This window comes from Paracoccus kondratievae (assembly GCF_009301415.1).
GTDB lineage: Bacteria > Pseudomonadota > Alphaproteobacteria > Rhodobacterales > Rhodobacteraceae > Paracoccus > Paracoccus kondratievae.
The window spans coordinates 2,144,287-2,156,420 of the sequence record NZ_CP045072.1 but is presented as its reverse complement, the minus strand read 5'-3'; the positions used below and the strand labels follow the sequence as shown (position 1 = coordinate 2,156,420).

12 protein-coding genes are annotated in these 12,134 nt (G+C 60.4%); 6 read left to right on the top strand and 6 right to left on the bottom strand.

Annotated features, from left to right (window positions below):
• Positions 1–73 precede the first annotated feature (73 nt).
• Positions 74–724 (top strand): carbonic anhydrase, encoded by a 651-nt coding sequence (locus F8A10_RS10760; RefSeq protein ID WP_010391872.1) that lies wholly within the window; start codon positions 74–76, stop codon positions 722–724.
• An 86-nt stretch (positions 725–810) separates the two neighbouring features.
• Here the strand turns inward: F8A10_RS10760 and F8A10_RS10755 are convergent, their stop codons facing one another.
• From F8A10_RS10755 to F8A10_RS10735, 5 genes are all read right to left on the bottom strand, one after another.
• Complete coding sequence (locus F8A10_RS10755) at positions 811–1,854, bottom strand: flagellar basal body P-ring protein FlgI (RefSeq protein ID WP_240547585.1); 1,044 nt, start codon at positions 1,852–1,854, stop codon at positions 811–813.
• 53 nt (positions 1,855–1,907) lie between these two features.
• Entirely contained in the window at positions 1,908–2,927 is a 1,020-nt protein-coding gene (locus F8A10_RS10750; protein ID WP_010391868.1) for a flagellin, read from the bottom strand.
• A complete protein-coding gene (flgK, locus tag F8A10_RS10745) occupies positions 2,924–4,381 on the bottom strand; it encodes a flagellar hook-associated protein FlgK (RefSeq protein WP_152367275.1) in 1,458 nt (485 codons plus the stop codon). Before flgK ends, F8A10_RS10750 begins: the two co-directional genes overlap by 4 nt.
• A 56-nt stretch (positions 4,382–4,437) precedes the next feature.
• Entirely contained in the window at positions 4,438–5,781 is a 1,344-nt protein-coding gene (locus tag F8A10_RS10740; protein ID WP_152367274.1) for a flagellar hook protein FlgE, read from the bottom strand.
• 87 nt (positions 5,782–5,868) lie between these two features.
• Complete coding sequence (locus F8A10_RS10735) at positions 5,869–6,669, bottom strand: flagellar motor protein MotB (RefSeq protein WP_152367273.1); 801 nt, start codon at positions 6,667–6,669, stop codon at positions 5,869–5,871.
• Positions 6,670–6,940: 271 nt separating this feature from the next.
• Between F8A10_RS10735 and F8A10_RS10730 the strand changes: the two genes are divergently transcribed.
• The 5 genes from F8A10_RS10730 to F8A10_RS10710 all read left to right on the top strand — a co-directional run bounded on the left by F8A10_RS10730 (position 6,941) and on the right by F8A10_RS10710 (position 11,557).
• Positions 6,941–7,621 carry a paraquat-inducible protein A gene (locus tag F8A10_RS10730; RefSeq protein ID WP_010391859.1) on the top strand — a complete coding sequence of 227 codons (681 nt, stop codon included), beginning with the start codon at positions 6,941–6,943 and terminating at the stop codon, positions 7,619–7,621.
• Positions 7,618–8,265, top strand: a complete 648-nt coding sequence (locus tag F8A10_RS10725) for a paraquat-inducible protein A (protein WP_010391857.1) — start codon at positions 7,618–7,620, stop codon at positions 8,263–8,265. The genes F8A10_RS10730 and F8A10_RS10725 overlap by 4 nt, the downstream gene beginning before the upstream one ends.
• Positions 8,266–8,267: 2 nt before the next feature.
• Positions 8,268–10,340: a PqiB family protein gene (locus F8A10_RS10720; RefSeq protein WP_152367272.1), complete on the top strand. Its 2,073-nt coding sequence runs from the start codon at positions 8,268–8,270 to the stop codon at positions 10,338–10,340.
• Between the two features lies 1 nt (position 10,341).
• Complete coding sequence (locus F8A10_RS10715) at positions 10,342–10,992, top strand: PqiC family protein (RefSeq protein ID WP_010391852.1); 651 nt, start codon at positions 10,342–10,344, stop codon at positions 10,990–10,992.
• Between the two features lie 232 nt (positions 10,993–11,224).
• Complete coding sequence (locus F8A10_RS10710; RefSeq protein WP_152367271.1) at positions 11,225–11,557, top strand: DUF2867 domain-containing protein; 333 nt, start codon at positions 11,225–11,227, stop codon at positions 11,555–11,557.
• Here F8A10_RS10710 and F8A10_RS10705 read toward each other — a convergent pair.
• Positions 11,554–12,099 (bottom strand): flavin reductase family protein, encoded by a 546-nt coding sequence (locus F8A10_RS10705; RefSeq protein WP_085502024.1) that lies wholly within the window; start codon positions 12,097–12,099, stop codon positions 11,554–11,556. The two genes, F8A10_RS10710 and F8A10_RS10705, sit on opposite strands and share 4 nt — an antisense overlap.
• Positions 12,100–12,134: the final 35 nt, after the last annotated feature.

Sequence of the window (12,134 nt, the reverse complement as noted above, 5' to 3'; positions counted from 1 at the left end):
GAGGATGGTGCCAAAACGCTCGAACTTTACGGGTTCTGCGGTTATCAAGTCGCGGCTGACAGATGAGGAAACGATGAAGCAAGCACGTCCCCTGCCGCAGTATCTGATCCAACGCTATTATGGATGGCGTGCGACAACCTTTCTTGAAAACAAGGTCTGGTATCGCCGCCTTGCCGAGGACGGTCAGCACCCCCGGGCTATGGTCATCGCGTGCTGTGATTCGCGAGTGCATGTGACCTCGATCTTTGGCGCGGACACCGGCGAATTCTTCATTCACCGCAACATTGCCAATCTGGTCCCGCCTTATGCGCCTGACGGAGAGCAGCACGGCACCTCGGCTGCGATCGAATATGCAGTCAATACGCTTAAGGTCGCGCATATTGTTGTCGTCGGACATACCAACTGCGGCGGTGTTCAGGGCTGTCACGCTATGTGTTCAGGTCATGCACCCGAGTTGGAAGAAAAATCGAGCTTCGTTGGACGATGGATGGATATTTTGCGTCCCGGCTATGAACGTATTGCGTCCCTACCGGCCGAGAAGCAAATCCGCGCGCTTGAACGGCAGGCAGTGCTGATTTCTCTCGAAAACATGATGACCTTTCCATTCGTGAAGGAAGCCGTGGAAACAGGAAACCTGTCCTTGCATGGCGTTCTGCACGACATCGCCGAAGGTGTGCTTGAGCAGTATGATAGCCAGCTCAGTAGTTTCATACCGATCCTGTGATCCGTCGAAGCTGACGTGTTCCCTACCCGACCGGGCGCTGCTGGCGTGGGAATCCATTATCGTCGATCTGCAGTGTCGTAAGCTGCTCAGTTCACGACGAATTCGGCGTGCAGCGCGCCGGCGGCGTGGATCGTTTTCAGAATGTCGATCATGTCGCGTGGGCGAACGCCAAGCGCGTTGAGCCCAGCAACAACATCAGAAAGAGATGATTCTCCAGTGACTTCGGCAAAACCGATTCCGGGTTCCTGAGTGATGGCAGCCTCTGTCCGAGGTACTACGACAGTTTCACCCGGGGCGAAGGGGTTGGGCTGCGACACTACGGGAGTTTCGCGCACCTGCAGCGACAGGTTGCCCTGTGATACAGCCACGCGCGAAATGCGGACATCTTTCCCCATGACGATGGTGCCGGACTTGTGATCTATGACCACCCGGGCAGCGGTTTCTGGTTCGACGACGATATTCTCGATCTGGCCCATCATGCGCGCCGGATTCAGACGGCCTTGGGATGTAAGGTCGATGGCAATAGTCCCTGAATCGATCATTTCGGCCAGGCCCCGGCCGAGCTTTTGGTTGATCGCCGCCTCCACCCTCGCTGCAGTGGTAAAATCGGGATTTCTTAGTGCCAGACGCAGATTGGTCATCTGTGAAAAGTCAAAGGCGACCTCTCTTTCGATTCTGGCGCCAGACGGGATCATGCCTGTCGTTGGCACGCCCTGCACGACGGAAGCGGCAGCACCCGAGGCCTCGACCCCGCCGGCTAGTACTGCGCCTTGTGCGACGGCATAGATTTCACCATCGGCGGCGTTCAGCGGTGTCATCACCAGAGTCCCGCCCAAAAGGCTTTTCGCGTCGCCGATCGCGGCCACATTCACATCAATCTGTGATCCGGTTCGGGCAAAAGGAGGCAGTGTGGCTGTCACGATCACTGCTGCAACGTTCTTTGGCCGAAATGCTTCGTCAGTTACGTTCACGCCGAGCCGTTCCAGAAGACCAGCCATGATTTCTTCGGTAAAGGGAGCGTTGCGCAGACTGTCGCCGGAGCCGTTGAGGCCGACGACGAGGCCATAGCCGACCAGATCATTGCCTCTGACGCCATCGACATTGGTCAGATCCTTGATGCGGACCGGCATGGCAAAGCTGGGATGGATGATGCCAAGCAGCAATAGAAGAAGGCAAAGAAACCTCACGACAGGTGCTCCGTCAGACTAAGGCGGGAAAGCCGGTTCGTGAGGATGTAGAGGCTTTCAATGCTTGCTTCGGTTTCTTTTAACGCTGTTGCGGCCTCAAAAGGATCTGCTCCGATCAGAGCGTTGCGCGCGATTGAGAATGCTGTCACTTCGGCAGCATTCCGGGCTTGCGCTTGTGTCACCCGCGCTTGCTGCTGACCTAATTCAGCTCGGGCACTGGTTAACCCGGTAGTTGCTTTGATGAGCAGGCCGCCGGCCTCGGTGAAGAGTTCTCGAAGGTTGGTCGCGTCAATGGTTTGGCCGGCCGAGGCAATGTAGGCCATGATCGCCATACCTTTTAATGCGTCCCGCAGTTCTGGAGAATTTGCAGTCAAACGGCTGCCGGTATGGTGTTCTGATGAGATAGGAACCTGCTGACCTTTAGCATCTGCACCTTGGTAGATCAGGTCGGTGAAGCCGCCCTCTCCGGCTGGGGCGTCGAACCAGGCGTCAATTTTTTTGGTGATATCAGCCGCAGTTGTCGCCCCCGCGACAGCAGTTTTCAGTTCGGACAGCATGGTTTCAAAGCCGCCGAGCGGTGCGCGATCATTTCGCGTACCCGAGAAAACATAGTGACCGCCTACATTACCGTTCAGTGCGTTGAACACCTGACGGAGGCTTTGTTCGACATCCTGAGCCCGCAAGATCAGGTCGCTGGGCTCAAGATTTTCTGCCTCGACAAGGAGCTTGGGACCAAGGTCGTCCGTCAGGGACTGGACTTGACCCAATGCCAACTGCATGGCCTCCAGCCGGATCCCGGCCTCTGAGGCATTCTGCTGAAGCGTGGTCAGTATTTTCAGGCGCGAATCAATATGCGAGATTTCCGATAGATCACCGCCGACGGCCTTGGCAATATCCGACTTGATGCCTGTGGTGACCTCCTGAGTCAGGCGGTTGAGCTTGGCCTTTAACGTATATTGACCCAGCCGGAGTTGATGCGGGCGGGTGAGATCGCCGATGGAGGAGAAAGAGCTCATGTCAACCTCAGGATAGCGTCAAGCATGTCATTAGCGGTCTGAAAGACCTTGGCATTAGCCGAATAGGCGCGCTCCAGGGCCAGCAGGCTTTCCATTTCCTTGTCGCTGTCTACGCCGTCAGCGAGAAGTGCTTCCTTGAGGCCGGACTGGCGCGAACGGTCTTGCAGCGCGGTTGCTTCCGAAGTCAGCCGGCTCGTCGCCGCTTTCGAGGAAAGCTCAGCGGAAAGCGTCTGCAAGCTGCGTTGTGTGTCAGAGAGGTTGGACGAAGCCGGGCTTTGGGTATCTGTTATTGCTTTCGCCAGACGGCTCAGAAGTTCGCTTTCCCCGGCGTCGCCCGGCCCATCGGCATTGATCCCAGCCCGAAGCCGCCACAATTGCCCACCTTGATCGGGGACAACCAAAGAGTTGAGGGCGATACGACTGGCGAAACCGGGCTCATTGTCGGGATCAAGCGCGTGTTGAGCATCTGTGAACAGCCCCGGATCATTTTCAGTCAGCGACGAATCTAGGGCGGGATCGGAAAAGCGCGCATAAATCTCACGCGCGAAGGCGTCGATTTGCTGTTGGTAGGCGGGAGCGATTTGATCACGGATGGCAAAATTTGCGCTAAGGCTGCCCTTGCCCAACATTGCCTGCTGCGCGGCGGTGAGGGGGGTGCCGTCAAAGGTCAGAGCGGAAAGGTCGCCATTCTCGACTGACATCCCGGCACTGATGCCCGGGGCGGCGCTGAAACCAATTCGCACCGGCTTGGTGCCATCCAACAGCGCCATTCCACCTGGTGTGAACAGCGAGACCTGACCATTTTCACGCGGAACTTCGCGAAGCGGCAAGATGCCCGAAATTTCGTCAATCGCGGCCTGACGTGCGTCGACCAAGGAAGCGGTGTCCTTGCCTTGGGCGGCAAGGACGACGATCTGGCTGTTCAGCTTTGCCACCTGTTCGAGCGCATCGTTTACCCGTGTTACGTCCTGGCTGATGGTTTTGTCTGCCTTTGCGCGTTCCTTTTGGATCGACGCCGAAATGTCGTTGATCTTTTTAACCAGTGCTCCGGCTGCATCGACCACGCCCGACAGGCGCGCCTCGCTGTCCGGACGCGATGCGGCGCTGGTCAGCGCGGTTTCAAAATCGGTCAGGGCCTGAACCAGCGAGGTGCGCTCAGTTCCGGCCCCGAAGGTCTTTTCCATAGCGGCGTGAAAGGCGGCAGTGGTTTCCGAGGCACCCAAACTTGCCTTAGCCAACCGGTTATCGGCAAGCAGTCCTTTGTTGATCAGCCTGCTGACACCGTCGATGTGCACGCCGCCGCCCATTTGGGGGGAGCGGGTAGAAAGGTTCAGCTCCCGGCGTGCATAGCCGGGAGTCAATGCATTGGCGATGTTGGCAGAGACGACCTCGGTGCCCCGCGAAGCCGCGGTCAGGCCCGATACGGCGTTTGAGATAGCCGATGAAATACTCATAAACAAATCCTTGCTTTTCTATAATGCGGGATGGTCCGAGATCGTCCCGATCAGCGTCAGCGCTTGAGGTTTGTTGTTTCCTGCAACATCTCATCGACCGTCTGAATGATCTTGGCGTTGGAGGTATAGGCGCGCTGGGTTTGAATCAGATCGGTCATCTCTGCTGCGACATCGGTCGTTGATGTTTCGCGTGCATAGCCCACGACCGATCCGGTCGGGCCATCGCCTGCGTCCCAAAGGTAGAAGGCCCCTGATTCAGGTGAGATCTTGTAGGTCTGGTTGTCCATTGCGATCAGACCGTTTGGATTCGGAACGTCCACCAGCGGAACCTGATACAAGGTACGGGTGAAGCCGGTGTCATAGGTTGCCTGCAGAGAGCCATTCTCGTCGATTTCAAGCGCGGTCAGGCTGCCGACGGGCGAACCATTCTTGGTCACATTGGCGGATGTGAAATCCGTGCTGAGCTGGGTCAGGCCCTGACTGTCGCCATAGCGTCCAAGGTTGATGGTCATAGGGCCGTTCGCACCAGGAACCGTCAGTGTACCTTTTTCAGGATCATAGGAGCCTCCGGCGTCGGTAGTAACCTTCGACAAGGTGCCGCCGCCGCTTTGGCTATTGTCGAACTCCAGAGTGTAGACGCCGATCAGCGACTCATCATCCGGGGTGGACGGATCGTCGGTAATCGCCTTATCACGGATCTCCATTGTCCAGCGGTTCGTTCGTGCCCCCGCCGTGCCGGAGACATCCGGCTTGAAGGTGATCTCCATTTTTTCCGAATTGCCGAGGTTGCCGAAATATTCGACCTCGACCTTGCGTGCGGTGCCGGCCGCATCACCCACCGCCTCATCCGCGGGCAGGTTGACGTCCAGGTTGATTCGTGTGGTTGGCGCGGCGGCGGTCTGGCTTGCGTTGATCATGATTGGCTGCAACCCGCCAGCCGAATTGCGCGACTGCGCAGGGATGGTGCCGTCGCTATTTGCTGGCCAGCCGGTCAGGACCAGACCTGAATCGGTGCGCAGGTAGCCCTGTTCATCAATCCGGAATGCCCCGGTCGAGGTCATGAGCAGGTTGGATGATGTTGCACTTTCGCCTGCGCGTACCGACGACGCATCAAGTACCGGCAGCATGCCACGGCCCGCAATGGCGATGTCAAGCGGATGCGAGGTTGACACGAGGTTGCCGCGCTGATCAATCGCGCGGCTGCTGCTGGCGCGCACCCCGCCAGCGGTATAAAATCCGTCGCCCCGGGCCTGGTTGATCACCATGCTTTCAAAGCTGGTATTGACGCGCTTGTAGCCATAGGTGCCTGAGTTCGAGATGTTATCTGAAATATTCGCCAGGCGGGTAGAGTTTGCGGCCAGCCCCGAAACCCCGGCGCTGAGGGCAGATGAAATCGACATTCTGTTGTCACCCTGTATGAGTCGTTCTTGTAGGAAGTCTGCCCGTCTCGGGTTAACATGCTCCTAACGGCACCCGATCTGGCCGGGTCATCTTAATAAAATCACCTCTATCCGGTTGTTGTTCGGGTCCATTGGATTGACAGAGCGGTTGCGCCGATCAGCAAAGGCCGTGACGCGCTGAATACGCTTTTCGTCAAAGCCGGCCACTTCCAGCAGGTTGCGCAGCGTATGGGCGCGCGCGTCCGACAGTGCCCAGACCGGAGAGTGGATCAGCATTTCGGGATAGGCGCGCACATGGCCGTTGACCGCAACCTGATTTCGGACCCGGCCAAGAATGTCCGACAAAATCCGGGACAGCTCGATCATCGTTGGGGTGGGCTGGGCGCTGTCGCCGACAAAAAGAGGCTCGTCCACCAGGTCGGTCAGCTCGATCACCAACCCTTCGTCTGTCATGCGGGTTATGACATGGCGCAGCAGATTGACCTTTTGCAGGGATTCTGCCCCGCTGCCGGTCAGCTGGTTCTGGATATGGCGGGCCATCTTTTCGAACTCGGCCTCTTGCTCTTCAAGTGCGCGGGCAAGAAAGGTGTCGCGCGATGCGCCCGCACCCTGTCCCGAATTCGTTTCGGCATCCTGAATCTCACCGCCGAAGGGGCCGTCACGACCGCTTTGCACCGATTGGACGATGGTCGGGTTGAAATAATCCGCCAGCCCCTTGCGCTGCTTTTCAGTCGTGGCGTTCAGCAGCCACATAAGCAGAAAGAACGCCATCATGGCGGTCACGAAGTCCGCATAGGCAACTTTCCAGGCGCCGCCATGATGGCCGCCCGAATCTCCGCCTTTGACCCTTTTGATGATGATTGGCGCGCCGCCGCCGTTGCCGGCCATGAACTTTCCCTTTCTCTGCTCGCCGGGGAAGGTCTTTCGCAACGCGGTGAAAATCCAGTTAACGCTTCAAATACCATGTATTTCCTGCATGTGGGGTGATGAGGGCGCGTTCAAGTACATGATTTCTTTTAAATATCATGTCTGCCATGCCGTGTTATGTTATTGGGCCCTGCGCGGGTGGCCTGGTGCGCCAATGTCACCGGTGCCGAATCGCTTCTGTCACGCTTCTGTCGCGTCTTGCGCAGCGGCGGCGGCCCGATATTCTGACGGAATGCAGAGCGAAGGCACATATGATCTGACCACCGGCGCGGGGCTGATTGCCTGCCCGCGCTGCGACGCGCTGCATATCGAGCGCGAGCTTGAGCCGGGCGAAACTGCGCGCTGCATACGCTGCAATACCGTGCTGGCCAGTCCGCGCGCAGGTGCCTTTACCCGCATCATTGCGCTGTCCTTTACCTCGCTGGTGCTGATGGTCGGGGCGGTGTTCTTTCCGTTCCTGGAAATCTCGCGCATGGGGTTTGGCAACCAGACCTCGCTTTTCGGGGTGGCGCTGGCCTTTTCCCACGGCTGGCTGATGCCGCTGACGGTGGCGCTGCTTGGCTCGATCATCGGGCTTCCGGTGCTGCGGGCGGTGCTTTTGGTCTATACGCTTTGGCCCCTGTCACGCAGACGCCCGCCCTATGCCCATGCCGTCCCGGCCTTTCGCCTGTCCGAGGCGCTGAGGCCGTGGTCCATGGCCGAGATCTTTGTCATCGGCACGGCGCTTGCGCTGGTCAAGGTGGGCGGGCTGGCAAATATCAGTTTCGGCCCGGCCTTCTGGGCCTTTTGCGGGCTGATCGTGGTCAATGCGGCCAGCAACGCCTTTACCAGTGCTGCGACCATCTGGGACGCCATCGAGGACGCCGGTGTTGCCACGGACGGGCGCGAAATGACGCCCGAGATCCGCGCATGAGCACGCATGACGGACCGATCCTGACCGCCCATCGCGCCGGGCTGGTTGGCTGCCGCAGCTGCGGCCGGGTCTGGCCGGAAGGCGAGGCGATCTGCCAGCGTTGCGGCGCAGAGCTGCTGCCGCCTGACCGGCGCTGTCTGAACGCGGTCTGGGCCTGGCTGGTGGCCGGATTCATCTTTTACATTCCGGCGAACATGTTCCCGATGCTCAAGACCTCAACCTTGGGCGGGATCAAGGGCAGCAGCGAATCCACCATTCTGGGTGGGGTGGTCGATCTGATGCATTATGGCAACTATGGTGTTGCGGCGATTGTCTTTATCGCCTCGATCATCGTGCCGATCGCCAAATTTGTCTCCATCAGCTGGCTGGCGCTGGTCGCGGGGCGGCCGGCAACGGTAAGCGCGGCGCATAAGCGGTTGCATCTTTATGAGGTGGTCGAATTCATTGGCCGCTGGTCGATGATCGACGTCTTTGTCGTCGCGATCCTGTCGGCTCTGGTGCAGCTTGGCTTTGTTGCCTCGATCCATCCGGGACCGGCAGCTGTCTCATTCGCGCTGTCAGTTGCCTTCACCATGCTTTCCGCGCAAAGTTTTGATCCAAGACTGATCTGGCGCGGCTTACCGCTGCGCAGCCGCAAGGACTAGGAATGACGGACAGGCCTTCGCCCACGCAAAGCGACAATACCCCGCTGAAACCTGCTGATCCTGCCCGCAAGCCCGCCGCTCGTCCGGTGCGACCCGGCCTGCCGCTGATCTGGCTGGTGCCCATTCTGGCGCTGATTGTCACGCTGGGCGTTGGCTGGAACATGATTGCCAGCCGCGGCACGTTGATCTCGGTCGCGTTCAAGGATGCAACCGGCATCACTCCCGGTGAGACGGCGCTGAAGTTCCGCGAGATCACCGTTGGCAAGGTCGAATCGGTGCGCTTTACCGACGATCTTCAGCAGGTTCTGGTCAATATGCGCGTGGACAAGGACCTTGCCCCTTTCATCGACAAAGAGGCACAGTTCTGGATCGTGCGGCCGCAGGTCTCGGCGCAGGGGATTTCGCGACTGGATACGGTGCTGACCGGTGCCTTTATCGAAGGGTTCTGGGATGACAAACCGGACGACCCGCAGACCCGGTTCCAGGGGCTCGACAAGCCGCCGCTGACCAGCTTTGGCGAGAAAGGCACCTGGATCGTGCTGTCGGCGGAACGTTCGCGCGGTATGACCGAGGGCGCGCCGGTGATGTTCCGTGGCCTGCCGGTCGGGCAGATGCAGAACCTGCGCCTGTCCGAAACTGATGAATCCGTTTTGGCCGATGTCTTTATCGCCGCACCCCATGACAAGCGGCTGACCACCAATACGGTGTTCTGGGATACCTCGGGCTTTTCCGTTTCGCTTGGGGCGCAGGGTCTGTCGCTGAATGTAAACTCGCTGGCGTCGGTGCTGCAAGGCGGGGCCGAGTTCGCCACCCTGACTTCGGGCGGGCGACCGGTCGAGGACGGGCATGTCTTTACCCTGCAAACCGATCAGGCCACCGCGCAGGCGAACAAGCTGGCCGAGGACGACTCAACCGCGCTGCGCGTTCTCATGCGTGTTGGTGAATCGGTCAAAGGGCTGGATAAGGGCGCGAATGTACAGTTCATGGGCCTGACGGTCGGCCATGTCAGCAATCTGGCGGCGCGGATCATTACCGACGATCAGGGCCGCGAACATGTCGAGCAAGAGGTGACGCTGGTCATCAACCCCACCCGTCTGGGCCTGTCCGAGGACGCGCCACATGAAGACGCGCTGGACTTCCTTGCCCGTCAGGTTCAGGCGGGGCTGCGTGCGCGGGTCGCCAGCGCCGGATTCTTTGGTACCTCGCTGCAGGTGGAACTGGTCTCGCTGTCCGAGGCCGCCCCGGCCGAGCTTGACCGCTCGGGCGAGCCCTATCCGATCATCCCTTCGGTGCCGGGCGATATTTCGGATTTCAGCGAGACTGCACAGGGCTTCCTTGCCCGGGTTGGCGATCTGCCGATCGAAGAGGCGCTGAAGTCCGCCACCGACATGATGAACAGCATCACCGCCATCGCCAGCAGCGAAGACACCCGCGCCATTCCTGCTGCTTTGCGCGGAACACTTCAGGATGCGCAGGCCGCTGCGGGCGAGATCCGTCAGGTCACCACCGAGTTGCGCGAATCCGGCGCGGTCGGTCAGGTGCGCCGCATGGTGGACGAAGCTGCCGCCGCCGCCGAGGCGGTCAAGCTGGCCGCTGCCGATGTGCCAGCGATGGTCGATCAGATAGACGCCGCCGCCGCCAAGATCGAGGCGGTGGACTTTGCCGCCATCGGCAACGAAGCCGAGGGTATTCTGCGCGATGTCCGTGCCCTGCTGGGGACCGAGGACGCCGAGCAACTGCCCAAGAACCTGTCCGAGACGCTGCAGGCGGCTTCGGGTCTGCTGAACGATCTGCGCGACGGCAATGCCGCGGGCAGTCTGAATACGGCGCTGGCCTCGGCCAGTACGGCAGCGCAGGATGTTTCGGACGCTGCCAAGCGCCTGCCGCAGCTTTCGGCCCGGCTTGAGGCCCTGGCCGCGCGGGCCGATGCCGTGATGGCCGCCTATGGCGAACGGTCAAGCTTCAATAACGAAACCATCAACCTGATGCGCGAGATGCGTCGCGCCGCCAATGCCTTTGGCAGTCTGGCGCGCACCATCGAACGCAATCCGCAAGCTTTCATCCTGGGACGATAAGATGCGCCTCATCCTTGCTTCTGCCGCCTGCCTCGCCCTGCTTGGTGCCTGCTCGAACGGTGAAAAGACAGCGCGCTACCTGATCGATCCGCCAAGCAGCGGCGCGCGCGTTCCTGACCGTCTGGGCACGGCCGAGCTTAAGGACGTGTCCCTGCCGCAATATGCCTCGGGCGATGAGGTTAGCTGGCAGACCGAAGACGGGGCGGTGCGTTCGAACACCAAACAGCTTTGGGCTGACACCCCGCAGCGCGCCTTTACGCAGACGCTGGCACGCAGCATCTCGGACCTGTCCGGCGCCACGGTGATCGCCGAGCCGTGGCCTTTGGCCGAGCCGCCCAAGCGCCGGCTTGAGGTGCGGGTCGAAAAGGCGCTGGCGCAGGCCGACGGCAACTATCGGCTCAGCGGGCGCTATTTCGTCTCGAACGAAGGGGCGGGCGGCGCGAACCATGCGCGCAGCTTTGACATATCGGTGCCGCTGACGAATGACGGGCCCGCCGCCATAGCTCGCGCCCAGTCGCAGGCCATTGCCCAGCTGGCCCGCCAGATCGCCACCTTGTCGGGGCCGGGCCGGGCGATTGCCACCTCATCGGCACCGGTGCCACGCATTGACGACATCTTTTCGCAGCCGCTGCCCCCGCTTGAGGGCAGCTAAGGCCCGGCTGCGGGGTTTGTCCGTTTTATGTGTCGACGGCGTCACCTGGGCTGGTGTCCGCAGCACAGTGACGGAGACGCGAGACATGGTGCAAGGCAGATCAGATCCACAACGTGCCGCTGGTGGCTGCACGCGAGCAGTTGAATTGCCGTAACCAGTAAAAGATGGGCGGCTTCAGCCACCGATCACGCTTGAAGCATGAAATTACATCTGCGGCCATCCTTTGCCGCTGATGAGGCTGACCTTTCGCATCCGCGATGCGGTCTCGGTGCGGTTCGGGGTCCGGCGTATCGGCGGGTCGGGCCGAGAGCCTGGCGACAACGCGCGTGTGGCTGAAAAGCTGGGTTCTTTTCTGGTTGAACAGTCCACACTCGACCTTTTGGTGCTGAACGAGCGGCAGCGGCATCTGGATGTGATGACCTGCATTTCGACCCAAGGGGCAGAGCTGGCGATCACTTCATCTGTGGTGACGCATAACCGCTGTGGCCGGGCGTATATGCTGGTTGCAGGACCGGCGTATCGGCTGATCGTACGCACCCTGCTGCGGCGGTTAAAGTGCGGTTAGCCTGCGTCGGGCTGGAACTGGCCAAAACGTCCGGCGGCAAAGACCAGCGGGTGGTCGCCCGGTCCGGCCACGGTCACCCGCAGCACCCTGCCGATCAGCACCGAATGATCGCCAGCCTCATGCACGGCATGTGCGGCGCAGTCGAAACGCGCGGCAACACCGGGGATAACCGGGACGCCCTCGGCGGTTTCGGCGGTCTCCAGCCCTTCGAACTGGCGACCGCCGCGGGTAAAGCGCAGGCAGGTTTCCAGCTGTTCCGAGCCGAGAATATGGACCGACCATGCCTTGGCCCCGGCAAACGCGTCGTGCCGGGTCGAAGAGCGGGCCGGGCACCACAGGACCAGCGGCGGCTCAAGCGAGACACTGGAAAAACTGTTCACCGTCATCCCGATCGGGCCCTGCGGGTCGGCGGTGGTAACGACGGTGACGCCGGTGGCAAAGCGCCCCAGCGCCTCGCGCAGCAAGCGTGCTTCGGCCGTGGCCGGATGAAATGTGATCGCGTCGGCCAGCCGGTCGCGGGTCGCGGGGGGAAGACGGCTCATATTCGCGCCCTGTCGTCTGCGGGACTAGACCAGAG